The sequence below is a fragment of the Niveispirillum sp. GW835-FHT14G11 genome, from assembly GCF_058793615.1.
In genome coordinates this window covers 55,864-78,038 of record NZ_JBXAFZ010000003.1, presented here as the reverse complement: position 1 = coordinate 78,038, position 22,175 = coordinate 55,864, and the positions used below count along the sequence as shown (strand labels likewise).

Genomic DNA, 22,175 nt, shown 5'->3' with positions numbered 1-22,175 from the left:
ATTCATCGTTCTCTCCAAGAGGCATTTTGTGCATGGCTACGCTGTGGTCGGATTTTGCCGGCTGGTGGGGTGCGCGATGGGATAAAATCGTCGGCACGGAGGGTTGGACATAGGCTACGAAACCTTCACCCCTTCGCGCACCAGCCAGTCTGCCGTGTCCGCCAGCGATTTCTCGAAGCGGAACAGCAGCGTCTCGATCTCTTCCTCATTGATGATCAGCGGCGGGGAGAAACCGACACTGTCGCCGATGGGGCGCAGGATGGCGCCATGCTGGTGGCTGAACGACACCAGTTTCGTGCCCACACCCAGCGCCGGGTCGAAGGGCCGCTTCGTCGCCTTGTCGGCCACCAACTCCACACCGCCGATCAGGCCGGTGCCCCGCACCTCTCCCACCAGCGGATGGTCGCGGAAGGCGCGCAGGCCCTGCTGGAGCGTCGGTGCCATGGCCCGCACATGGCCGACAATGTCCCGTTCCTCGTAAATCTTCAGGGTTTCGAGCGCCACGGCACAACTGACCGGGTGGCCGGAATAGGTGTAGCCGTGCCCGAAGGTGCCGATCTTGGCACTTTCATCCACGCAGGCCCGGTAGATGGGGTCCGACACCAGCACGGCCGACAGCGGCAGATAGGCCGATGTCAGCGCCTTGGCCGAGGTCAGGATGTCGGGCCGCAACCCATAGGTCTGGCTGCCCCACATGTTGCCTGTGCGACCATAGCCGCAGATCACCTCATCGGCGACCAGCAGTACGTCGTATTTCGCCAGGACCGCCTGGATCTTCTCGAAATATGTTGCCGGCGGCAGTATGACGCCGCCGGCCCCCATGACGGGTTCGGCAAAGAAGGCGGCCACCGTTTCCGGCCCCTCGCGCAGGATCAGGGCTTCCAGATTGTCGGCCAGCCGCGTGGCGAAATCCGCCTCGCTCTCCCCCTCAAGGCAGAACCGGTAATGGTGCGGGCAGTCGGTATGCAGGATGCCGGCGATGGGCAGGTCGAAATCACGGTGGCAATTGGGCAGTCCCGTCAGGCTGGCCGCCGCGACGGTGACACCGTGATAGGCCTTGTGCCGCGCGATGATCTTCTTCTTCTGCGGCCGGCCCAGGGCATTGTTGTAGTACCAGACCAGCTTCACCGCCGTGTCATTGGCCTCCGACCCTGAGCAGGCGAAGAATACCTTGCTCATCGGCACGGGCGCCAACTGGATCAGCCGCTCCGCCAGATCGATGGCCGGTTCATGCGATTTGTGGGCGAAGGCGTGGTAGAAGGGCAGGGTGCGCATCTGGCGGATGGCGGCCTCCACCAGTCGCGGCTCGTCGAAGCCCAGGCTGGTGCACCACAGGCCGGCCACGCCCTCGATATAAGTCTTGCCGGTCTCATCCGTCACCGTCACGCCCTTGCCGCTGGCAATCACCAGCGGCCCCGACGTTTCATGCGTCTTCAGGTTGGTATAGGGGTGCAGGTGATAGGCGATGTCGCGGCTGCCGGCGGAATTTCCCAGATGCGTCATGATGGGGCGTCCTGTTGTAACAGGATCCCATGGTGAAGCGGGCTGGGGGTTGAAGCAAGCCTTACCCCGCCCGCCGCGCCGCACTGGGCGGTGCCTCATGCAGCCGGCCCCAGGCCCGGCGCAGCTGTCTTGTGGAACCAAAGCCGGCCCGCTCAGCCACCGCCTCCATGTCCAGGCGCGAGTTCTCGATCATCCGCCGCGCCAGACCCACGCGCAGCCGGTTCACATAATCCGGTACGGTCATGCCGGCATGCTCGCGGAACAGGCGCGACAGGTGGCGCGGGCTGGCATGGGCGATATCGGCCAATGCTGGCAGCGACCAGTCGCGCGTCGGGTCGGCGGAAATGGCATCCTGTACCCGGTGGATGGCGGGGTGCAGATGGTTGCGCCCCTCCAACCACGGCGACAGCTGCGGATCGGCCCCCGCCCGACGCATATAGACCACCAGATAGCGGGCGACGGCGGCGGCCACACCCGGTCCGCAGCGCCGCGCGATGAAATGCAGCGCCAGGTCGATGCCGGCGGTGATGCCGGCACTGCTCCAGCATTGCCCATCTTCCACGAACAGCCGGTTTTCCACGACGCGGCAGCTGGGTGCCGCCTCACGCAACTCGTCATAGGATGAATGATGGGTGGTGCAGACCCGCCCCTCCATCAGCCCGGCGCGGGCGGCCAGCACAGCGCCCGAACAGATGGACAGGATCAGGTGCCCCGGCCGCACCGTGCGGCGCAGCCAGTCCACGATCACCTGTTCCTGCACATCGTCGGCCCGCACATCCTGTCCCGGCAGCGGGTCGATATTGCCCGACAGCATGATGATGGCGTCGCCGGGCACACGGTCGGGCAGGGGGGCGATGTGGGACAGGACCAGGCCCACCGAACTGGCCAGTTCCGGCATAGGCCCCACGAACTGCATGTCGAAATGCAGCTTGTCCTGCTCCACGCCCGCGCGCCGCAACACCTCCGCCGGCCCGGCCACGTCCAGCAGCATGGCACGCGGGGGCAGCACCACGAAGACAGGGACGGTCTTGCGGGCTGGGGGCGTCGCATCGGCCATGGTCATGCTGCCTCTTGATTGGCCACACCCACCGCGGCACGCGCCAGGGCCTGTTCGACGCTGGTGATGGTGGCGAAGCGGCCGGCCAGGACCAGCTCCGTGCGTGCCCGGATATCGTCGGCCGACCAGGTGCGGCCGGCGGCGTCGGTCATGGCAAAGGTCAGCGTCGCTTCCGTCACGTAATCCACGTCATACCCAAGGTCCGATGCATGGCGCGTTGTCGTCTCGCAGCATTGTTCGGTACGGATGCCGCAGACGATGACGCGGCGGATGCCCCGGGCCACCAGCCAGACATCCAGCCCGCTGCCCACCAGGGCGCTGTGGCGGGTCTTCTCGAACACCGCGTCGGCCGTGATCCGCACCGGCGCTAGCAGCTTCACATGGCCGGACGCCTTGGAAAACGGGCCGTCAGGATCGACATGGAAGATCTGGGCGGTGGGCAGGCCTGCCTTTCTCGCGCCGTCGATCAGCGCCTGGATGCGGGGGAAGAAGCGTTCGGCCTCCGCGTCGCGCCAATAGGCACGCTGGCGGAAACTTTCCTGAACATCGACGACCAACAGGGCGGTATCGGGGGCGGACATTTCATGCTCCAGGTTCTGGATTGTCATAGCCCCACGATAAGTGGGTTTTAGCCTATCCGAAAGACACGCCCCGGACCAGGAGCGGACGGAAAAGGACATGTTGTTAAGGGGGGCGGGTTCGGCCGTGCGGGATTTTCAGTCCGAAATATACGGAATTCCTTCCTGAGCTACCGCAAATCCATGGAAAGCGCTGAATCGGCTTGGTATCATTCCGGTTCGACAGCGATGCCGGATTCCCTTGGGGCCTAAGGGGCAGGGCGCTGGCCGGTTAGGGGTGGTGCAGTATGACGTCGATGGAGACCGATGGCGGCGGCTCGTCCGAAGCCGATTTGCCGCGCAAGAAGCTGAGCGGCAAGAAGATCGTTCTGTTCATCGTCCTGCCCGTCGTCCTGGTGGTGGCGGGTGCTGCCGCCGCCTTCTTCACCGGCGCGCTTGACGGCCTCCTCGGCAAGAAGCACGAGGGGGAGGGTGAGCATGTGGAGGAGGAGCACAAGGAACCGGACCTGCCGCCCTATACCGGGCCGCCGGTTTTCGTTGATGTGCCCGATATGCTGGTCAACCTGAATACGGGCGAACGGCGGGCCACCTTGCTGAAGTTGGGTATCGCTGTGGAAGTGTCGCGCCCTGAGGAGCGGGTGCCGATCGAACAGGCCATGCCCCGCATCACCGATGCGTTCCAGGTTTACTTGCGCGAATTGAAGGTCGATGACCTGCGCGGCTCCGCCGGCATGTATCGGCTGCGGGAGGAATTGCAGATGCGGGTAAACGCGACTGCCGCGCCCGTGAAGGTCAAGGATGTGTTGATCAAGGAATTCCTGGTCCAGCAATGATGCGAGAGGATGCGTGATGGCCGGGCCCGAGGAGCTTAGCGAAGAAGAACGGATGGCGGCCGAATGGGCCGCCATGGCCGATGAAGGGGCCGGTGACGCCTTTGGTGACATGGGTGGCGGCGGTGGCGGCGGTGCCACGCGCGTCCTGAACCAGGATGAAATCGACAGCCTGCTGGGCTTCGACAAGGACGGGGCCGGCGACGGCGACAATACCGGCGTCATGGCGCTGGTCAACTCCGCCCTGGTCAATTACGAACGCCTGCCCATGCTGGAGGTGGTGTTCGACCGCCTCGTCCGCATGATGTCGACCAGCCTGCGCAACTTTACCTCGGACAATGTCGAGGTGTCGCTGGACCAGATCAGCTCCGTGCGCTTCGGCGACTACCTCAACTCCATCCCGCTGCCCGCCATGCTGGCGGTGTTCAAGGCGGAGGAGTGGGACAATTACGGCCTGATGGTGATCGACTCGGCGCTGATCTATTCCATCGTGGACGTGCTGCTGGGCGGGCGCCGTGGCACGGCCGCGATGCGCATCGAAGGTCGCCCCTATACGACCATCGAACGCAATCTGGTCGAACGCATGGTGCATGTGGTGCTGTCCGACCTGTCGGCGGCATTCGACCCGCTGTCGCCCGTGACCTTCCGCTTTGATCGGCTGGAAACCAATCCCCGCTTCGCCACCATCGCGCGCCAGGCCAATGCCGCCGTGCTGGTCAAGCTGCGCATCGACATGGAAGACCGTGGCGGGCGCCTGGAGCTGCTGATCCCCTATGCCACCCTGGAGCCCGTGCGCGAACTGCTGTTGCAGATGTTCATGGGTGAAAAGTTCGGCCGCGACAGCATCTGGGAAACCCACCTGGCCTCGGAACTGTGGATGACGGATGTGCACCTTTCGGCCGTGCTGGACGAGATTGTGCTGCCGCTGTCGGAAGTGATGTCCTGGCGGGTGGGCAGCCGCGTGCTGCTGAACGTCGCGCCGGACGAGACGATCGAATTGCGCTGCGGCGATGTGCCCATGTTCCTGGGCCGGATGGGCCGCAAGGGCGGCAACATCGCGGTACGCATCGACAAGGAAGCCCCCAAACCGGAGACGCAGCCATGATCGCCTCCATCCTGTCCCTGTTGCTGGACGTGGCCATTGTCGGCCTTCTGGTGGCCACCATCATCTACGCTCTGCGGCTCAACAAGCAGCTTTCCGCCGTCAAGGAGAGCCGGGCCGAACTGGAGGAACTGGTCAAGGGCTTCGCCGAAGCCACGGCCCAGGCCGACAGTTCCGTGAAGGGCATGCGCAAGACGGCGCAGGAATCCGGTGAACAGCTCTCCGCGCTGATCCACCGGGCCCAGACCCTTAAGGAGGAGATGGAGCTGATCGTGCAGTCGGCCGACGGTCTGGCCAACCGGCTGGAATCCGCGTCGGGTAAGGCCCGCGCCGCGGTGATGGCGGCTCCGGCTGCGGCACCGGCACCTTCCCCCACCGCGGCCCGTCCCGGCGCCCCGGCCCCACAGCCGGCCCCCCGTCAGGCTGCCTCACAGCAGCCACAGCAACCCGCACCGTCCCAGCCGGCCCCCGGTGGAACTGAACCCCGCTCGCGGGCGGAGAAGGAACTGCTGCAGGCGCTGGAGAATTTGCGGCAATGACCGACGCGCCCCGCCCCCCCGCCCCCCGGCCGGCCGCCAAGCCCGTCGCGAAGCCGGCGCCCAAGCCCGCCGCGCGCAAGATTCCGGCCAAACCGGCCAAGCCGCGCCGCGCCCTGATGCGGCCCGGTCTGTTGCCGGCGACCATTCTGGTGGCGACCCTGGTGCTGGGCTTCAAGGTGGGCGATATCTGGCTGACCGTGACCACGGGCAAGGGCCTGTCCCTGATCCCCGCTTCGGTGGCGGAGGAGACGGTGCCGCAGGGCCTGCCAGTGGCGAAGCCGGTTGGTGTGTCGTCTGCGCCGTCCTTGACCCCGCCGCCCACCCAGGTTGCCCAGGCCCCTCCGGAACAGGCGCCGCCCGCCACACCGGCCGGCGGTGACCACGCCCCCGCTGCCCAAGCGCCGGCCGATCCCGGCAGCCCGGCGCCCCCCGGCACGCCGGGCCAGGGTTTCACGCCCACGGAGGTGGAACTGCTCCAGCGTCTGCAGGAGCGGCGCGAGCAGTTGGACAGCCGCGGGCGCGAGTTGGATCAGCGTGAAGCGATGCTGCAGGCAGCGGAAACGCGATTCGACCAGAAAATCACGGAACTGCAGAACCTGAAGAAGGAAATCCAGGGCCTTCTGACCCAGGCGAACGCTGAACAGCAGGCGCAATTGGACAGTCTTGTGAAGATTTACGAGACGATGAAGCCTGCCGACGCTGCCAAGATCTTCAACAACCTGGAGAACAACGTGCTGCTGAACGTCATCAGCCGCATGAAGGAAGCCAAGGTTGCTCCTGTGTTCGCTGCCATGGACGAGAAGCGGGCCCAGGAAGTTACCATCCTTCTGGCTGCACGGAAGAGGCTGCCCACCGTGCCCGAATGATTGTATGAAGTCCCTGGGGGAGCTGGTCCCCCATTCCCGGCTCCGGCCGGCCCCGACTATTTGCGCTTCGAAGGTGTCCCTATGTTCCGCACCGCCACTGCTGCCGATCCCGTTCTTCAGGAACGGCTGGACAATGCTCGCGCCGAGGCGCGCCAGCCGCTGTCGCGTGAAGAGGTGGCGACCATCGTCGGCTCCGTCCTGTCCTCCATGGGCGGGGACATGGGCCAGCACGACCTGCATCTCTATGCGGAGCTGGAGGGGCTGGCCCGGTTTATCAACAATGCCAAGCGCGAGATCGCCAGCATCCAGCCGGCCGACATCCATTCCGAGCATATTCCGCTCGCCACCGACGAACTGGACGCCGTGGTCGGCGCCACGGAGGATGCCACCAACCGCATCATGGACGCCTGCGACCAGATGATGGGTCTGGCCGGCGATGTTCCGGCGGAGGTGTCGAACAAGCTGATGGACATCACCACGGGCATCTACGAGGCCTGCAATTTCCAGGATATTACCGGCCAGCGCATCACCAAGGTGGTCCGCGCCCTGAAGCATATCGAGCAGAAGGTGGAAGCGCTGCTGGTGGCGCTGGGCGAGGAGGTGCAGCGCCGCCACCCGACCATGGAAACCGCCGCCAGCAAGGATACCGCTTCCGACACCAAGCTGCTGAACGGTCCGTCGATGCCGGGGACCGGTATCGATCAGGCCTTCATCGACAGCCTGTTTGATTGAGGTTGAATGCCCGAGACCCGCACATCCGGCCGCACCGACCCTGACATGGCGTTTCCCCTGCGGTCCGGCGCATCCGGTGGCCGCCCGGAGGGCGGGGACGGGGCGACTTTGCTCTATCTTGGCGTCTTCATCCTGCTGCTGGCCTTCTTCATTCTACTGAACAGCATCTCCCACTTCCATGACGAGAAGGTGGGGGCGGTGATGCGCAGCGTCGATGACGCCTTCTCACCTCAGGCGCTCCTCACCGGATCGCCCGGTGACCGGCAGCAGGCGCGGCGCGAGGCGGCGCGTGCGCTGGCCGATCTGGGTGACCTGATCCGCGCCGAACTGCCGCTGGCCAAGGTGGAGGCGGGGACGCAAACGGGCACGCTGTACATCACCCTGCCGGCCGCCAGCCTGTTCTCCGGCGATGGATTGACGATCCGGCCCAACCGGCAGGCCCTGATGGACCGGCTGGCCCGCGCGCTGGAGGCACGGCCGCGTGATGTTGCTGTTCGCGGGGAATTCCTGTTTTCCACCAAGGATGCCGCCGACCAGACCCCGTTGGTGGCCCGGGCCGGTGCTCTGGCGCGTGCCGTCACGGCGTTGGGGGCCGATCCCGCGTCCTTGTCGGTGGGGCTGGAAACAGGGACGGAGGCGGGGCAGCTTCGTCTTTTGTTGTCCCTGCCACCGGGGGAGGGAACCTGATGTCCGCTCCCGGTCGCCTCTACCCGTTCAGCTTTGCGTCGTCTGCCACTCCGGCGGGCAAGGCTTGGCTGCTGACCTTCACCGATCTGGTCTGCCTGCTGCTGACCTTCTTCGTCATGCTCTATGCGATGTCGGAACCCGACCCTGCCCGATACCGGGCGCTGGCCGCCGGCATTCCCGGCGCGCAGCCCGAACAGCAGGGGCAGGAGCGGCCGGAAGCCGCCTTCTCCGCCGCCAGCCTGGACCGGGGCACGGCGATCGAGCTGGGTTATCTGGGCCGGGTCTTCGAAAGCCAGATGGCGGGCAATCCCGAACTGGCCGACATGCGCGTCCGGCGGGTGGAGGGCACTTTGATCCTGTCCCTGCCATCGGACCTGCTGTTTCTGCCGGGCGACGCCACCTTGTCGGAACAAGGCAAGCGCGCCCTGTTCGTCATGGGCGGCGTGGCGGCCAATATCGGCAATGCCATGGATGTGGTCGGCCATGCCGACGCCTCCCCCGCCGGGCCGAGCTGGACCAGCAACTGGGAATTGTCATTGGCCCGCGCCCAGGCCGTGGCCGACGCCCTGCACGAGACCGGATATCTGCGCGACATCACCATTCGCGGCCATGGTGACGGCCAGTCGGGTGGCGAGGTGAAGGAGGCGGCGCGGCGCGTCGATCTGGTGGTGCGCGAGCATGGTGGTGCGCCATGAGGACCGCCCGTCTTCTGGCCGGCACCCTAGCCTTGTCGGTGGCGGCATCGGCCCTGCTGCCCGCATCGGTGGCCGCACAGCAGCCGCCGGCAACCGCCACGACCCAGCCGGCATCGGCTGCCTCAGCGCCAGCCGCAACGCGTGTGCCCGTGCGCAGCGGCGTGCATCCCGACTATAGTCGCCTGGTCTTCGACTGGCCCCGTGAGGTGCCGTACACTGTCGAACAGAGCGGCGCATCGGTTACCATTCGCTTTCCCGTCGCGGCCCAGGTCGATCTGGCCGGCGTCCTGCGCGCCAGGCCCACCCGTGTGGCAGGTCTGGCGCAGACCGCTTCCGACGGTGGGGTGACGGTGCGGTTCGACATACCCGCCGGGGCCGGCATCAAGCATGGCCGCGCGGGCAACCGCATCCTGATCGACGTGCTGGACAAGGCTCCGCCCGGTGCCACACCCGCCCCCGTCAGCCCGCCGCCGCCGCCGGCGGCGCAGACAGCCGTTGCAAATCCGCCGGCCCCTGTGGCCGCAACGGCGCAGCAGGCGCCGCCCAGGCCCGTCGATCCGCGCTCGGCCAGGGAAGGTTCCCCGCTTTACCAACTGCGCGGCAATCCGGCCGCTTCCGCTCCGGCGGCCACCGGCACGCCGACGCCGCTGACGCCGGCTCCGGCTCCGGTTTCACCCCCGCCGCCGCCGGCCACGGTGCAGGCGCCGGTCGCCGCCGCCTCGGCCACCGCCGCAGGCCGGACCCAGTCACCGCCGCCCCCGCCGGCCCCCGCCACGGCCCAGACCCTGCCCCTGGCCGCCGATGCGGCTGCCCCCATGACTCCGGCCGAGCCGGTCATGTCACCGATCATGCTGTCCTTCGATCCGAAGGCGGCGCGGACGGCGGCCATTTTCGAACGGGCAGGCTTTCTCTATGTGCTGTTCGGGGAGCCGGTGCCACCGGAAACCGCCCCGGCCGTTCCGCCGGAATTGCAGGTTTCGATCGAACCGGTTTCGGTGGATGGCGGCGGCGGCTTCCGCCTGCCCATGCCGGCCGTGCTGCAGGCCGCGGTGAAGCGCGACGGCACCGCCTGGCAGGTGATTTTGTCGCGCACCAGCGACAGTACCCCGCGCGAGGCGTCGGGCACATCCATCCAGCCGCGCCCCGATCCCGATTTCGCCCTGGGCCCCCGTCTGGTGGTGCCGGCGGCGGACGCCGAACGGGTTATCGCCTTCAAGGACCCGGTCGTGGGTGACACGCTTTCTGTCGTGCCCCTGCCGCTGCCGGGCCAGCATGTGGAGGCACCGCTGCGCTATACGGAGGCGCAGTTCCTGCCCACGCTCCAGGGCCTGGTCATCCGCCCGCTGGACGACCGATTGACCGTGCAGCCGGTGCGCGAGGGGGTGGAGGTGACGGCGCCGGGCGGCCTTCACCTGTCGCCACCGGCCGATGTGCAGGCAGCCGTCCCACCGCCTCCACCGCCCGTGGAACAGGCCAAGCTGTTCGATTTCAAGCGTTGGGGCCAGGTGGCGGCCAAGGATTATATGAAAACCCGTCAGGCCCGCTGGGACCGCCTGACCGCCCTTCCGGAGGAGGAGAAGACCCGCGGACGCCTGGATGTCGCCCGCTTCTACCTGGCCAATGGCATGGGGTACGAGGCACAGGGCATGCTGACCCGTGTGCAGGGATTGCAGCCCGATGTCGATCGGCGGCCGGAGTTCCTGGCTGCGCGCGGTATCGCCCGTGTGCTGACCGGCGATTACACCGGTGCCACGGCCGACCTGTCCAGCCGGCAACTGGCGGCGGAACCCGATGCCGCCCTGTGGCGCGCGGGTGCCCTGGCTGGTCAGGGCGACTATGCCGGTGCGCATGCCGCCTTCCAGGCTAGCAAGGACCTGCTGGATCGTTATCCGGAACCGTTCTACACGCCCCTGGCTTTGGCGGCGACCGACGCGGCCCTGCGCACGGGCCAGCCGGAGGCGGCGGCCATTACCATGGACAAGCTGGCCAAGCGTGGCGGCGAAAGCGGCAATCAGGCCGCTGCCGTGCAGTATTTCCGCGGTGCGGTCTTCCGCGCCCTGGGCGACAATGACAAGGCCATCCCCTATTACAAGCAGGCCCAGGCCGGCCGGGACCGGCTTTATGCCATGCGGGCCAAGCGCGACTTCATCGACACTTCGCTGGCTGCCGGCAAAATGGCGCCCAAGGAAGCTGCCAAGCAGATGGAGACGATGCGGTTCGCCTGGCGCGGCGACGCGTTGGAACTGTCCAACCTGCGCCGCATCGGTGAGGTACATGCCATCGCCGGCAATTATCCCCAAGCCTTCGACGCGATGCGCCAGACGATCACCAGCTTTCCGGACACACCGGAAGCCAAGGAGATTGCGGCTGACATGACGCGCACCTTTACCGACCTGTTCGCCACGGACGGTGCCGCGAAGATGTCGCCGCTGGAGGCCATGGGGCTTTACGAACAATATCGTGAACTCACCCCCCCCGGCCCCGACGGTGACCGCATCATCCGCAAGTTGGCCGAACGGCTGGTGGAGATCGACCTGCTGGACCGCGCCGCCCAACTGCTGGACCATCAGGTGCAATACCGGCTGGCGGGGCTGGAAAAGGCGCAGGTCGGGACACGTCTGGCCGGCATCCGCCTGTTGGATGGCAACCCGCAGGAAGCGGTGGCCGCATTGGACAAGAGCGTGGTACCGGAGATCACGCCGGAACTGGCGGAGGAACGCAAGCTGCTGCGCGCCCGCGCCCTGTCGCAGATCAACAAGGGTGCCGAAGCCGTGCAGCTGCTGGCTGCCGACCAGTCGCGCAATGCCAACCTGCTGCGCATCGATATCGCCATGCGCGACAAGCAATGGAAGGCGGCTGCCCAGGCCCTGGCCGATGTCATCGGCCCACCGCCCGCCGTCGGTGCGGCCCTGGACCCGCAGGTCTCCAGCCTGGTGGTTAATCGCGCCACGGCCCTGTCACTGGCCGGCGACAATGCCGGGCTGGACGCGCTGCGCCGCGATTTCGGGCCGGCCATGGAAAAGTCGAAAGACGCATCCTTTTTCCGCCTGCTGACGCGGCCGGAGGAATCGGCCGGGCTGGCCGATGCGGCCACCATCCGCCAGCGCATCACGGAGATCGACCTGTTCCGCAGCTTCCTGGACAATTACCGCACCGGCCGTCAGGAAGCGGCCACGCCGCCGCCCGCGGGCCAACCGGCGGCGGCTCCGGCGCAGCCGCCGTCATGACCATGGACATTGCGTCGCCGGCGGCCCATCTGGGATAGTGGGAACGGAACGGGATCGGCTGCTCAGGGAATTGCCAAGTGTCGGGTTTGTTCGAAGCACAGGCGCCCAGGCCGCTGGCTGACCGGTTGCGGCCGCAGAGCCTGGACCAGATGGTGGGCCAGGATCATCTGCTGCGCCCCGACGGCCCGATCGGCCGCATGATCGGGTCACGCCGCCTGGTCTCCATGATCCTCTGGGGGCCGCCCGGCTGCGGCAAGACCACCCTGGCCCGCCTGCTGGCCCAGACCACCGATCTGCATTTCGAGCCTTTGTCGGCGATCTTCAGCGGTGTGGCCGACCTGCGCAAGATATTCGAGGCAGCGAAAGCACGTCGCCTGGGCGGGCAGGGCACGCTGCTGTTCATCGATGAGATCCATCGTTTCAACCGCTCCCAGCAGGATGGATTCCTTCCCTATGTGGAGGATGGGACCGTCACCCTGGTGGGGGCGACCACGGAGAATCCCAGTTTCGAGTTGAACGCCGCCTTGCTGTCCCGCGCCCAGGTCTTCGTCCTGAACCGCCTGGACGACGCGGCCTTGGAAAAGCTGCTGGTGCGGGCGGAGGTTGAGGAAGGACGCGCGCTGCCACTGGATGCAGATGCCCGCGCCTCCGTCAAGGCGCTGGCCGATGGCGATGGCCGCTATTGCCTGAACCTGTGCGAGGAACTGTTCGCCCTGCCGGCGGACAAGGTGCTGGACACCAATGCGCTGGCCGCCGCCGTGCAGCGGCGCATGCCGCTTTATGACAAGGCGCAGGAAGGCCATTACAACCTGATCTCCGCCCTGCACAAATCCCTGCGCGGGTCGGACACCGATGCGGCGCTGTACTGGTATGCCCGCATGCTGGCCGGCGGGGAGGACCCGCGTTACATCGCGCGGCGCCTGACCCGTTTCGCGGTGGAGGATATCGGCATGGCCGACCCGGCGGCCCTGACCCAGGCCACCGCCGCCTGGGATGCCTATGAACGGCTGGGCAGCCCGGAGGGCGAGTTGGCCATCGCCCAGCTGGTGATCTATCTGGGCACCGCACCCAAATCCAACGCCGCCTATACCGCGTACAAGGATGCCGTGCGGTCGGCCAAGGAAACCGGCAGCCTGTCCCCGCCCAAGCATATCCTGAACGCCCCCACCAAGCTGATGAAGCAGCTGGGCTATGGCCATGGCTATAATTACGACCATGACACGGCCGAGGGTTTCAGCGGCCAGAACTATTTCCCCGAGGAGATGGGGCGGCGCGATTTCTACCGCCCCGTGGAACGCGGGTTCGAGCGGGAGATCAAGAAGCGTCTGGATTACTGGGCCCGGCTCAGGGCGGAGAAGGGCGGGGCGTGATTGCGCCAATGGCGCATTGTATGCTATTCATCTATCCAATGAAGATCGTCCGGACCCTCCGCTATCAACGCGACCTGAAGCGCCTGGGCGCGACACAGGCCGATATTGATCGGCTGGAGGTGATGATTGCCGGCAACCCGACGATTGGCGACGTCATCCCAGGCCTGGGCGGTATACGCAAGGTGCGGTTCCGGTTGGGGGCGAAGGGCAAGAGGGGCGGCGGTCGCGCGATCTATTTTCTGATGATCGCCGATGACGTCGCCGTGATGCTTTTCGCTTATGAGAAAGCCAGTCAGGCGGATCTGAGCGAAGATCAACGGCGCGCGGCATTGGCGCTGTTGCAGGAGTTGAAGAAATGAGCGTGGAAGAAGAGGATTTCGGTGCGGCGCTTCTAGAGGGGTTGTCCGAAGCTGTTGCCTGGAAGAAGGGCGAACTGGTGTTGGAGGTGGTGGAGATCGACCCCATGCCGCCGGAGCGCGTCCGTGCCATCCGCCATTCCGTCGCCAGATCGACGCGGGAATTCGAGCGCCGTTTCGGCATTCCCGCGGCCACCATGAATAATTGGGAACAGGGCCGGCGCAAGCCCGATCCCGCCGCCCGCATCCTGTTGCAGGTGATCGAAAAGTCGCCTGAAATGGTTGAAGCTGTCGTTGCAAAAGCCTGATCCGACCATGTTCATGCATCCGACCCGCCGCACCTTCCTCACCGCTGCCGTCGGCCTCGCCGCGCTTTCCGCGTCGCGCCCGGCCAGCGCCGCCGCCCCGCCCGGCCTGTCCCTGAGAGAGGTCGTGCATGCCGATGATTTCCGTGCCGGGCTGGACAATTGGCTGCTCCAGGCGCATCGGCCCGGTACGGTCAGTGCCGCTGATGGCATCCTCGATATTGATGTGCCGGCCGGAACCTCTCTCTGGTTCCGGCCCCGCCTGTCCGGCCCCATCGCCATCCGGTATGAGGCGCTGATGGTGGCCGAAGGCGGGCCTAATGACCGGCTGTCTGATCTGAACGCCTTCTGGATGGCCACCGACCCCGCCGCCCCTGGTGGCGATGCCCTGGCCAAGTCGCGCAGCGGAAAGTTCGAGGATTATGACGACCTGATACTCTATTATGTGGGTCAGGGCGGCAATACCAACAGCACCACCCGTTTCCGCCGCTATACGGGCCGGGCGGGCGACCGGCCGCTGCTGCCGGAGAATGACCGCAAGCTGCCGGCCGACATGCTGGTCGGCAATGTCTGGCAGACCATCACCCTGGCCGCCATCGGCCCTCGCATCCGTTACTGGCGTGACGACAGGCTATTGTTCGATTTCCTTGATCCCGCGCGCCTGACCCAGGGCCATTTCGCACTACGCACCACGCAGAGTCATCTGCGCATTCGGAATTTCCGCGTCCATACCGCTGGTTACATCTGATTTGGTCGGGCCACGCCTGCGTAAGCGGACCTTGCGCCGGGCGGGTCCGCACCCCACTCTATGGGCGCTTGATGCCGGAGTGCCCGCCCCTTGACCTTCATCCTGTCCGACCGCGTCCGCCCCATCGCTGACTGGCTGCTGATCGAGGGCAACCAGCTGTTCGATATCGACCAGCTGTTCGCCCAGCTGGTGGATCGTGTCGCCAAGTCGGGCATCCCCATCGGTCGCGTCTCGCTCAACCTGGAACTGCTCCATCCGGAAGTGGTGGGGGAGGGGCGGGTGTGGGTCTGCGGTCAGACGACGGGCACCCATCGGCTGAACCGTGTCGACACGGATATGAGCGAGTATTTGCATAGCCCCGTGCATCGCGTCGATGAAACGGGAGAGCCCTACCGTGTCCGCCTGGCGTTGGAGGAGACGGAAATGCCACTCCTGGCCCGGCTGAAGCGGGAGGGGTTCCACGATTATTTCATCGCCCCCATCCAGGTGCAGGACAAGCACCGGTCGGCCGCCATGTCCTTCGCCGCCAAGTACCGGCCCTTCTCCGACCAGGATATCGCCGACCTGGCCCATGTCGTGGCGGCTGTGTCGCCGATCCTGGAGGCGCGCGTGGTGCGCAACATCGCGCGCGACCTCCTGGCCACGTATCTGGGCGCCGGGGCTGGCGACCGGGTCTATGCGGGCCAGATCTCCCGCGGGGATGCTGACAATATCTTCGCCGCCATCCTGTTCGCCGACCTGCGGGGTTTCACCAGCTTCACCGCCGACAATCTGTCGACCACCGTGCTGGAGCGGCTGAACCATTGGTTCGACCTGGCCGTTGACGCGGTGGAGGCGCATGGCGGCGAGGTGCTGAAATTCATGGGCGACGGTATGCTGGCCATCTTCCCGGCCGACATGCTCAACCCGCGGGAGGCCTGCGGTCATGCCCTGGCGGCGGCGGCCACCCTGCACGACGCCGTGAACGAATGGAACGAGGCCTGCCCCAACGGCCAGACCCGCATCGATTACGGCCTGTCGCTGCATCTGGGCCATGTCGCCTTCGGCAATATCGGTGGCAAGCGTCGGCTGGATTTCACGGTGGTCGGCCCCGCCGTCAATCTGGCCAGCCGGTTGCTGGAGGTGGCGAAGGTGCTGGACAGCCATTTCGTCGTATCCACGGCCTTTGCCGGCTGCTCCGGCCGCGTGATGCGGTCGGTCGGCGTGCATGAGGTGCGGGGATTGGAGCAGCCGGAAGAGATTTTCGTGCCCTGTTGATGGTGCCCATGCTATCGCTGCACGCCCTTCTTTTCCCCTGACCAGCCTGATCACAGACCATGAACGTCGCCGTCCGCTTCGCGCCCAGCCCGACCGGCCATCTGCATATCGGCAATGTCCGCACCGCCATCATGAACTGGCTGTTCGCGGCCCGGCATGGCGGCAGCTTCATGTTCCGCCTGGACGATACGGACGAGGAACGGTCTACGCAGGCCTTTGCCGACGCGATTGCCGAGGATCTGACCTGGCTGGGCCTGACCTGGGACCGCCATGCGCGCGAGTCCGATCGGTATGGTCGCTATGCCGAGGCAGCGGAAGCGTTGAAGGCGGCTGGGCGCCTTTACCCCTGCTACGAGACGCCGGAAGAACTGGGCCTGAAGCGCAAGGCCATGCTGGCGCAGCATCGCCCGCCCATCTATGACCGCTCAGCCCTGCGCCTGAGCGAGGCGGACCGCGCGCGGCTGGAAGGCGAGGGACGGCGTCCGCATTGGCGCTTCAAGCTGGAGCATACCGACATTACCTGGAACGATCTGGTGCAGGGGCACAAGCATTTCCGGGGTGCCGACCTGTCCGACCCCGTACTGATCCGCGAGGACGGGCGCCCGCTTTATACCCTGACCTCTGTTGTGGATGATCTGGACTTCGCTATCACCCATATCGTGCGCGGTGAGGACCATGTCACCAACACGGCGGTGCAGGTGCAGTTATTCGAGGCCCTGATCGGGGTGGAGGGGAAGGGTGCCGTGCCGACCTTTGCCCATCTGCCCCTGGTGGCTGGGGCGGATGGGGAAGGGCTGTCCAAGCGTCTGGGCTCTCTCTCCGTCCGTTCGTTGCGTACCGAGGAGGGGGTGGAGCCGCTGGCGCTGACCGCCTATCTCGCGCGGCTGGGCACGTCGGACGCCATCGCCGCCGCCGGTAGTCTGGCCGAACTGGCCGAAGGCTTCGACTTCGCCAAGTTCGGGCGCGGCACGCCGAAGTTCGATGCCGACGAGCTGATGCGCCTGAACGCGCAGGTGCTGCATGCGGCCCCCTTTGCCGCCGTCGCCGACCGTCTGGTGGCGCTGGGCATGGATGGCGTGGATGAAGCCTTCTGGCTGGCCGTGCGGCCCAACCTGTCGCGTCTGTCGGACGCCCAGGAATGGTGGGCCGTGACCAAGCAGGCGGTGACGCCGCTGGTCGATGACGCCGCCTTCCTGGCCAGGGCCGCTGACCTGCTGCCCGAGGGTGTGTGGGACGAGACGACCTGGGGTATCTGGACCAAGGCCGTGTCGGCGGCCACGGGGGCCAAGGGCAAGGCCCTGTTCCTGCCTCTGCGCCGCGCCCTGACCGCCCATGACCATGGGCCGGAGCTAAAGACCCTGCTGCCGCTGATCGGGCGCGAGCGGGCCCTGGCGCGACTGTCGGGCTGTACGGCCTGACATTCTCCCGCTATCTCTGACGACGATCTTTCTGCTGACGGAAAGCCTGCTCCCATGACCCTGTCGCTTTACAACACGCTGCTGCGGACCAAGGAAGTGTTCGCGCCCATCGACCGGACCCATGTGAAGCTCTATGTCTGCGGCCCCACCGTCTATGATTATGCTCATATCGGCAATGCCCGCACCTTCAGCGCCTTCGACCTGCTGGCGCGGCTGCTGAAGCATCTGTACCCGCAGGTGACCTATGCCCGGAACATCACGGATGTGGATGACAAGATCATCGAGCGGTCGAACCAGTCGGGTGAACCCATCGACAGCGTCACGGCCCGCACCACGGCGCAGTTCCATGCCGACATGGACGATCTGGGCCTGCTGCGCCCGGACATCGAGCCGCGCGCCACCCGCCATATCGGCGACATGGTGGCGATGATCGGGACGCTGATCGAAAAGGGCTTCGCCTACGCTGCTGAAGGCCACGTCCTGTTCAACGTGCCCGCCATGTCCGATTACGGCCAGCTGTCGCGCCGCAGCCAGGACGAGCTGATCGCCGGTGCGCGCGTGGAAGTCGCCCCCTATAAGAAGTCGCCCGCCGATTTCGTGCTGTGGAAGCCCGCCAAGGAAGGCGAACCCGGCTGGGACAGCCCCTGGGGCAAGGGTCGCCCCGGCTGGCATATCGAATGCTCCGCCATGACGGCGGCGCATCTGGGGCAGGTGTTCGACATTCATGGCGGCGGGCTGGACCTGATCTTCCCGCACCATGAGAACGAGATCGCGCAAAGCCGTTGCGCCCATGGCACGGCGGTGATGGCCAATGTCTGGATGCATTCCGGCTTCCTGACCATCGCCGGCGACAAGATGTCCAAGTCCCTGGGCAACTTCTACACCGTGCGCGAATTGCTGGATAAGTATCCGGGAGAGGCCCTGCGCTTGGCCATCCTGTCGGCCCATTACCGCCAGCCGCTGGATTTCAGCGAGGACAAGGTCACCCAGGCCCGCGGGGCGCTGGATAAGTGGTATGGCATTCTTGATAAAGCGAAGAAGTTTGGTGATCTGCCGACTGTCGAGGTGCCGGCGGAATTTCTTGCGGCGTTGATGGATGATCTGAATACTCCAAAAGCTATTTCGGTCTTGTATGAGCAAGTGAACGCCTATTATGGGGCCGATATTAAAGATGATAAAGCTGGTGCGGCAGGTGCTGCTGCTCGTCTTAAGGCAGCCGCAAATTTGCTGGGCTTCTTGACTCAAGAGCCGAAGGTTTGGCTACAGGGTGATGACGACGCAGCCATCGAACAGGCCATCGCCGACCGCCTGGCCGCCCGCAAGGCGAAGAACTTCGCTGAGGCCGACCGCATCCGCAACGACCTAGCGGCCCAGGGCGTCATCCTGGAGGATGGGCCCAAGGGCACGACCTGGAAGCGGGGGTAAATCAGCGGTTCATCGACCGATACCGGTGCTCGCTTCTGCCTTTTTCGCCTTCCCGGCGCAGGCCGGGATCCAGGGCCGCAGACCCGACCGCTCGGCAGCTTTGATCAATGCTGCTGAAAAGGTTTTTCCTCCGGCCCCTGGGCCCCGGCTTCCGCCGGGGAGGCGGTATATGCATTTTCAATGGGTTGCAGTAAGATTCAATCGCGACCCCACTTTACCCCCGCCCGTACCACTCCACAAACAGTTCCGGCCAACGCTTCAGCGGGTTGTCCGCCGCGATGCGGGCGCCATGGCCGAAGCCGTGGCCGCCCTTGGCATAGACATGCATCTCCACCGCCACCCCTTCCTTGCGGCAGGCGGCATGGAACAGCAGGCTGTTTTCCACCGGCACCGCCGTATCGTCCGCGGCATGCAGCAGGAAGGTCGGCGGCGTCTGGGCTGTCACGTTGCGGTCGGCGGAAAACCGCGCCACCGCATCCTCCGATGGGTTCGGCCCCAGCATCCGGTCGCGCGACCCGGTATGCGCTGCCAGACCCATATCGATGACCGGATAGACCAGGGCCAGCTTGCCCGGCCGCGCCGACAGCGTGTCGGTCGCATCCGTCGGTGGGTAGACGGTTTCGGTGAATTTCGTGCCCAGCGTGGCGGTCACATGCCCGCCGGCGGAAAAGCCCATGGCACCCAACCGGTCGGGATCGATCCGATAAGTTTTGGCATTCTGCCGGATCACCCGCATGGCCCGCTGCGCATCCTGCAAAGCTACCGTCGGTCCATGCTGCGGTGCCTCCCCTGGCAGTCGATAGGTCAGCACGAAGATCGTGAATCCCTGGGCGGTCAGCAGTGCTGCCAACTCGTCACCTTCCTTGTCCACCACCACCCGCTGGTACCCGCCGCCCGGCATGATCAGCAGGGCGCGGCCATCGGGCTTGGCCGGGCGGTGGATGGTCAGATAGGGGCGGGTGATGCCTTCCATATAGCGGTCGGGCCGGGCGGGGTCCGTGCTGCGCTCCACCATCTTCTGCGCCAGCGCCACGCCCTTCGAACCGGGGCCGAAGCCGCCGGGCCAGATTTCCAGCACTTCCGGCGTATCGGCCAGCGCCACCGCTGGCAACGCCGCCGTCATCGCCATCAAACCCGCCCCGCGCAACCAGTCGCGCCGCGAAACCGACATGTCCATCCCTCAGGTTCTTCTTATGGTAACCGGTGGACAATGATGCATGTCCATCCGGTTCCAGGCAAGCCCCGCCGCGACACCCCGCCACATGGTTTACTCCCCGACCTAGCAATAAGATGTATATAAAATACATATTATTGGAGATCGCAATGAACCGCATCGTCCCGCAACTGAAGCATGACCATGCCGAACTGCGTCTCGTCCTGGACCGGGTGCGCCAGCAGGGAATCGGCACGGCCGAAGGCCGCCGGACGCTGATGGCGGCGCGCGATCAGTTCGTGGATCATATCCGGCGCGAGAACGAGGAATTCTACCCCGACTACCGTGAGTTGGCCCGTCAGGACCCTGTCCGCGCCGCCACGGCCGACCAGTTCAGCCAGGAGATGGTGGCGCTGGGCGATCAGATCCTGGGTTTCTTCGACAAGTACCGGGATGGCGGCTCGGGCATGGAATTCGCCATCGATTTCGGCCGCATGCACGCGCTCTTGCAGTCGCGCTGGCACAAGGAGGAAGCGATCCTCTATGCCCGGTACGAGGAGATGGTTGCCCGCCGCGCGGCTTGAACCGGCGAGGCGGCCGGGTTACATCCGGCCATCACCCGAGACCTGACGGAGCGGCCCCATGCCGATCACCCTTTACGGCATCAAGAACTGCGACACGATGAAGAAGGCCCGCGACTGGCTGGCCGCGAAGGGTGTTGTCTATCAGTTCCATGATTACAAGGTCTCGGGCATCGACCGGGCGCACCTGTCCGCCTGGGTGGATGCGCTGGGCTGGGAAGTGGTGCTGAACCGGGCCGGCACGACCTTCAAGAAGCTGCCGGACGAAGCTAAACAGGGGATCGACCGCGACCGCGCCATCGCCCTGATGTTGGAACAGCCTTCGATGATCAAGCGCCCCGTGCTGGACCGCGACGGCACCCTGATCGTCGGCTTCAAGCCGGAAATCTACGGCACGCTGTTTTAAAAACGAAAACCCCGGCCGCGTTGCCACGGCCGGGGTTCCATATTCTCAACCCTTGCAGTCCGTCCGGCCTTACTTGGCGCGGGCGGCCTGCAGGTTCTCGTCCAGCTTGGCCAGGAAGTCCTGGGTGGTCAGCCACTTCTGCTCCGGGCCGATCAGCGTGGCCAGATCCTTGGTCATGTAGCCGGCTTCCACCGTATCCACGCAGACGCGTTCCAGGGTCTTGGCGAAATCCACCACGTCCGGCGTATCATCGAACCGGCCGCGATATGTCAGGCCCTGCGTCCATGCGAAGATGCTGGCGATGGGGTTGGTAGAGGTGGGCTTGCCCTTCTGGTGCTCGCGGTAATGGCGGGTCACGGTGCCATGGGCGGCTTCCGCTTCCACCGTCTTGCCATCGGGCGTCATCAGGACGGACGTCATCAGGCCCAGCGAGCCGAAGCCCTGCGCCACCAGATCGGACTGCACGTCGCCGTCATAGTTCTTGGCAGCCCACAGGAAGTTGCCCGACCATTTCAGGGCCGAGGCCACCATGTCGTCGATCAGGCGGTGTTCATAGGTGATGCCCGCCGCCTTGAACTTGTCGGCAAATTCGGCGTCGAACACTTCCTGGAACAGGTCCTTGAAGCGGCCATCATAGGCCTTCAGGATCGTGTTCTTGGTCGACAGATAGACCGGGTAGTTGCGCAGCAGGCCGTAATTCATGCAGGCCCGGGCGAAACCGCGGATCGATTCGTCCACGTTGTACATGCCCATGGCAACGCCCGGCCCGTCAAAGTCGAAGACGGTGTGGCGGATATTGCTGGTGCCGTCGGCGCTGGTGAAGGTGATCGACAGGCGGCCCGCACCGGGGATGATGAAGTCGGTGGCCTTGTACTGGTCGCCGAAGGCGTGACGGCCGATGACGATGGGCTGGGTCCAGCCCGGCACCAGGCGCGGCACGTTCTTGCAGATGATGGGCTCGCGGAACACGGTGCCGCCCAGGATGTTGCGGATCGTGCCGTTGGGCGACTTCCACATCTGCTTCAGCTTGAATTCCTTCACCCGGTCTTCGTCCGGGGTGATGGTGGCGCACTTCACGCCCACGCCGTAATGCTTGATGGCCTCGGCGGACTCCACGGTGACCTTGTCGTCCGTGGCGTCGCGATGCTCGACGCCCAGATCGTAATATTTCAGGTCAACGTCCAGGTACGGAAGGATCAGGCGGTCCTTGATGAACTGCCAGATCACGCGGGTCATTTCGTCGCCGTCCAGCTCCACGATGGGATTGACGACTTTGATCTTCGACATGGGGGCGCTCTCCCAGGGTAAGAAGGGTGCCGGCGGCGATCCAGCGTCCGGCC

At 65.6% G+C, this 22,175-nt stretch carries 22 protein-coding genes; 17 read left to right on the top strand and 5 right to left on the bottom strand.

From position 1 onward, the window contains the following. Nucleotides 1–114 precede the first annotated feature (114 nt). From AC1Q7F_RS06670 to AC1Q7F_RS06660, 3 genes are all read right to left on the bottom strand, one after another. Nucleotides 115–1,503 carry an aspartate aminotransferase family protein gene (locus tag AC1Q7F_RS06670; protein ID WP_492505047.1) on the bottom strand — a complete coding sequence of 463 codons (1,389 nt, stop codon included), beginning with the start codon at nucleotides 1,501–1,503 and terminating at the stop codon, nucleotides 115–117. A gap of 61 nt (nucleotides 1,504–1,564) precedes the next feature. Then, nucleotides 1,565–2,566 (bottom strand): GlxA family transcriptional regulator, encoded by a 1,002-nt coding sequence (locus AC1Q7F_RS06665; protein WP_492505045.1) that lies wholly within the window; start codon nucleotides 2,564–2,566, stop codon nucleotides 1,565–1,567. Beyond that, nucleotides 2,563–3,141, bottom strand: coding sequence for an isochorismatase family protein (locus AC1Q7F_RS06660; protein ID WP_492505043.1), 579 nt, complete (start codon nucleotides 3,139–3,141; stop codon nucleotides 2,563–2,565). The genes AC1Q7F_RS06665 and AC1Q7F_RS06660 overlap by 4 nt, the downstream gene beginning before the upstream one ends. A 284-nt stretch (nucleotides 3,142–3,425) precedes the next feature. Here AC1Q7F_RS06660 and AC1Q7F_RS06655 point away from each other — a divergent pair, with 284 nt between their 5' ends. The 15 genes from AC1Q7F_RS06655 to cysS all read left to right on the top strand — a co-directional run bounded on the left by AC1Q7F_RS06655 (nucleotide 3,426) and on the right by cysS (nucleotide 18,695). After that, the gene (locus AC1Q7F_RS06655) at nucleotides 3,426–3,971 is read left to right on the top strand and encodes a flagellar basal body-associated FliL family protein (RefSeq protein WP_492505041.1); all 546 of its coding nucleotides are present in this window, start codon (nucleotides 3,426–3,428) and stop codon (nucleotides 3,969–3,971) included. 16 nt (nucleotides 3,972–3,987) lie between these two features. Beyond that, nucleotides 3,988–5,073: a flagellar motor switch protein FliM gene (gene fliM, locus AC1Q7F_RS06650; protein ID WP_492505040.1), complete on the top strand. Its 1,086-nt coding sequence runs from the start codon at nucleotides 3,988–3,990 to the stop codon at nucleotides 5,071–5,073. After that, nucleotides 5,070–5,609 carry a DUF6468 domain-containing protein gene (locus tag AC1Q7F_RS06645; RefSeq protein ID WP_492505038.1) on the top strand — a complete coding sequence of 180 codons (540 nt, stop codon included), beginning with the start codon at nucleotides 5,070–5,072 and terminating at the stop codon, nucleotides 5,607–5,609. The genes fliM and AC1Q7F_RS06645 overlap by 4 nt, the downstream gene beginning before the upstream one ends. Further along, nucleotides 5,606–6,475 carry a MotE family protein gene (locus AC1Q7F_RS06640; protein ID WP_492505036.1) on the top strand — a complete coding sequence of 290 codons (870 nt, stop codon included), beginning with the start codon at nucleotides 5,606–5,608 and terminating at the stop codon, nucleotides 6,473–6,475. Before AC1Q7F_RS06645 ends, AC1Q7F_RS06640 begins: the two co-directional genes overlap by 4 nt. A gap of 81 nt (nucleotides 6,476–6,556) precedes the next feature. Next, on the top strand, nucleotides 6,557–7,207 hold the full coding sequence (locus AC1Q7F_RS06635; protein ID WP_492505034.1) for a protein phosphatase CheZ: 651 nt from the start codon (nucleotides 6,557–6,559) through the stop codon (nucleotides 7,205–7,207). Between the two features lie 6 nt (nucleotides 7,208–7,213). After that, complete coding sequence (locus tag AC1Q7F_RS06630) at nucleotides 7,214–7,894, top strand: hypothetical protein (RefSeq protein ID WP_492505032.1); 681 nt, start codon at nucleotides 7,214–7,216, stop codon at nucleotides 7,892–7,894. After that, nucleotides 7,894–8,589 (top strand): OmpA/MotB family protein, encoded by a 696-nt coding sequence (locus tag AC1Q7F_RS06625; RefSeq protein ID WP_492505031.1) that lies wholly within the window; start codon nucleotides 7,894–7,896, stop codon nucleotides 8,587–8,589. Before AC1Q7F_RS06630 ends, AC1Q7F_RS06625 begins: the two co-directional genes overlap by 1 nt. After that, nucleotides 8,586–11,816 (top strand): tetratricopeptide repeat protein, encoded by a 3,231-nt coding sequence (locus AC1Q7F_RS06620; protein WP_492505029.1) that lies wholly within the window; start codon nucleotides 8,586–8,588, stop codon nucleotides 11,814–11,816. The genes AC1Q7F_RS06625 and AC1Q7F_RS06620 overlap by 4 nt, the downstream gene beginning before the upstream one ends. 77 nt (nucleotides 11,817–11,893) lie before the next feature. Next, a complete protein-coding gene (locus AC1Q7F_RS06615) occupies nucleotides 11,894–13,186 on the top strand; it encodes a replication-associated recombination protein A (protein ID WP_492505027.1) in 1,293 nt (430 codons plus the stop codon). 20 nt (nucleotides 13,187–13,206) lie between these two features. Continuing rightward, nucleotides 13,207–13,545: a hypothetical protein gene (locus tag AC1Q7F_RS06610; protein WP_492505025.1), complete on the top strand. Its 339-nt coding sequence runs from the start codon at nucleotides 13,207–13,209 to the stop codon at nucleotides 13,543–13,545. Beyond that, nucleotides 13,542–13,850 (top strand): helix-turn-helix domain-containing protein, encoded by a 309-nt coding sequence (locus AC1Q7F_RS06605; protein WP_492505023.1) that lies wholly within the window; start codon nucleotides 13,542–13,544, stop codon nucleotides 13,848–13,850. Before AC1Q7F_RS06610 ends, AC1Q7F_RS06605 begins: the two co-directional genes overlap by 4 nt. 7 nt (nucleotides 13,851–13,857) lie before the next feature. Beyond that, nucleotides 13,858–14,595 carry a DUF6250 domain-containing protein gene (locus AC1Q7F_RS06600; protein WP_492505021.1) on the top strand — a complete coding sequence of 246 codons (738 nt, stop codon included), beginning with the start codon at nucleotides 13,858–13,860 and terminating at the stop codon, nucleotides 14,593–14,595. A gap of 90 nt (nucleotides 14,596–14,685) precedes the next feature. Next, nucleotides 14,686–15,852, top strand: a complete 1,167-nt coding sequence (locus AC1Q7F_RS06595) for an adenylate/guanylate cyclase domain-containing protein (protein WP_492505019.1) — start codon at nucleotides 14,686–14,688, stop codon at nucleotides 15,850–15,852. A gap of 59 nt (nucleotides 15,853–15,911) precedes the next feature. After that, entirely contained in the window at nucleotides 15,912–17,270 is a 1,359-nt protein-coding gene (gltX, locus tag AC1Q7F_RS06590) for a glutamate--tRNA ligase (RefSeq protein ID WP_492505017.1), read from the top strand. Between the two features lie 54 nt (nucleotides 17,271–17,324). Beyond that, a complete protein-coding gene (gene cysS / locus AC1Q7F_RS06585) occupies nucleotides 17,325–18,695 on the top strand; it encodes a cysteine--tRNA ligase (protein WP_492505015.1) in 1,371 nt (456 codons plus the stop codon). Between the two features lie 214 nt (nucleotides 18,696–18,909). Here the strand turns inward: cysS and AC1Q7F_RS06580 are convergent, their stop codons facing one another. Beyond that, nucleotides 18,910–19,866 carry an alpha/beta hydrolase gene (locus AC1Q7F_RS06580; RefSeq protein WP_492505013.1) on the bottom strand — a complete coding sequence of 319 codons (957 nt, stop codon included), beginning with the start codon at nucleotides 19,864–19,866 and terminating at the stop codon, nucleotides 18,910–18,912. Nucleotides 19,867–20,018: 152 nt separating this feature from the next. On the opposite strand from AC1Q7F_RS06580, the gene AC1Q7F_RS06575 reads away from it, so the two are divergent. Next, nucleotides 20,019–20,432 (top strand): hemerythrin domain-containing protein, encoded by a 414-nt coding sequence (locus AC1Q7F_RS06575; RefSeq protein ID WP_492505011.1) that lies wholly within the window; start codon nucleotides 20,019–20,021, stop codon nucleotides 20,430–20,432. Nucleotides 20,433–20,490: 58 nt separating this feature from the next. Continuing rightward, entirely contained in the window at nucleotides 20,491–20,835 is a 345-nt protein-coding gene (locus AC1Q7F_RS06570) for an ArsC family reductase (protein WP_492505009.1), read from the top strand. Nucleotides 20,836–20,904: 69 nt separating this feature from the next. Here the strand turns inward: AC1Q7F_RS06570 and AC1Q7F_RS06565 are convergent, their stop codons facing one another. Next, a complete protein-coding gene (locus tag AC1Q7F_RS06565) occupies nucleotides 20,905–22,122 on the bottom strand; it encodes an NADP-dependent isocitrate dehydrogenase (protein ID WP_492505007.1) in 1,218 nt (405 codons plus the stop codon). Nucleotides 22,123–22,175: the final 53 nt, after the last annotated feature.

What these genes read in the sequence shown, in the direction of transcription:
- AC1Q7F_RS06670 (WP_492505047.1), bottom strand. Translation starts at nt 1,503, where the DNA reads ATGACGCATCTGGGAAATTCCGCCGGCAGCCGCGACATCGCCTATCAC.
- AC1Q7F_RS06665 (WP_492505045.1), bottom strand. Translation starts at nt 2,566, where the DNA reads ATGACCATGGCCGATGCGACGCCCCCAGCCCGCAAGACCGTCCCTGTC.
- AC1Q7F_RS06660 (WP_492505043.1), bottom strand. Translation starts at nt 3,141, where the DNA reads ATGTCCGCCCCCGATACCGCCCTGTTGGTCGTCGATGTTCAGGAAAGT.
- AC1Q7F_RS06655 (WP_492505041.1), top strand. Translation starts at nt 3,426, where the DNA reads ATGACGTCGATGGAGACCGATGGCGGCGGCTCGTCCGAAGCCGATTTG.
- fliM (WP_492505040.1), top strand. Translation starts at nt 3,988, where the DNA reads ATGGCCGGGCCCGAGGAGCTTAGCGAAGAAGAACGGATGGCGGCCGAA.
- AC1Q7F_RS06645 (WP_492505038.1), top strand. Translation starts at nt 5,070, where the DNA reads ATGATCGCCTCCATCCTGTCCCTGTTGCTGGACGTGGCCATTGTCGGC.
- AC1Q7F_RS06640 (WP_492505036.1), top strand. Translation starts at nt 5,606, where the DNA reads ATGACCGACGCGCCCCGCCCCCCCGCCCCCCGGCCGGCCGCCAAGCCC.
- AC1Q7F_RS06635 (WP_492505034.1), top strand. Translation starts at nt 6,557, where the DNA reads ATGTTCCGCACCGCCACTGCTGCCGATCCCGTTCTTCAGGAACGGCTG.
- AC1Q7F_RS06630 (WP_492505032.1), top strand. Translation starts at nt 7,214, where the DNA reads ATGCCCGAGACCCGCACATCCGGCCGCACCGACCCTGACATGGCGTTT.
- AC1Q7F_RS06625 (WP_492505031.1), top strand. Translation starts at nt 7,894, where the DNA reads ATGTCCGCTCCCGGTCGCCTCTACCCGTTCAGCTTTGCGTCGTCTGCC.
- AC1Q7F_RS06620 (WP_492505029.1), top strand. Translation starts at nt 8,586, where the DNA reads ATGAGGACCGCCCGTCTTCTGGCCGGCACCCTAGCCTTGTCGGTGGCG.
- AC1Q7F_RS06610 (WP_492505025.1), top strand. Translation starts at nt 13,207, where the DNA reads ATGCTATTCATCTATCCAATGAAGATCGTCCGGACCCTCCGCTATCAA.
- AC1Q7F_RS06605 (WP_492505023.1), top strand. Translation starts at nt 13,542, where the DNA reads ATGAGCGTGGAAGAAGAGGATTTCGGTGCGGCGCTTCTAGAGGGGTTG.
- AC1Q7F_RS06600 (WP_492505021.1), top strand. Translation starts at nt 13,858, where the DNA reads ATGTTCATGCATCCGACCCGCCGCACCTTCCTCACCGCTGCCGTCGGC.
- gltX (WP_492505017.1), top strand. Translation starts at nt 15,912, where the DNA reads ATGAACGTCGCCGTCCGCTTCGCGCCCAGCCCGACCGGCCATCTGCAT.
- cysS (WP_492505015.1), top strand. Translation starts at nt 17,325, where the DNA reads ATGACCCTGTCGCTTTACAACACGCTGCTGCGGACCAAGGAAGTGTTC.
- AC1Q7F_RS06580 (WP_492505013.1), bottom strand. Translation starts at nt 19,866, where the DNA reads ATGTCGGTTTCGCGGCGCGACTGGTTGCGCGGGGCGGGTTTGATGGCG.
- AC1Q7F_RS06575 (WP_492505011.1), top strand. Translation starts at nt 20,019, where the DNA reads ATGAACCGCATCGTCCCGCAACTGAAGCATGACCATGCCGAACTGCGT.
- AC1Q7F_RS06570 (WP_492505009.1), top strand. Translation starts at nt 20,491, where the DNA reads ATGCCGATCACCCTTTACGGCATCAAGAACTGCGACACGATGAAGAAG.
- AC1Q7F_RS06565 (WP_492505007.1), bottom strand. Translation starts at nt 22,122, where the DNA reads ATGTCGAAGATCAAAGTCGTCAATCCCATCGTGGAGCTGGACGGCGAC.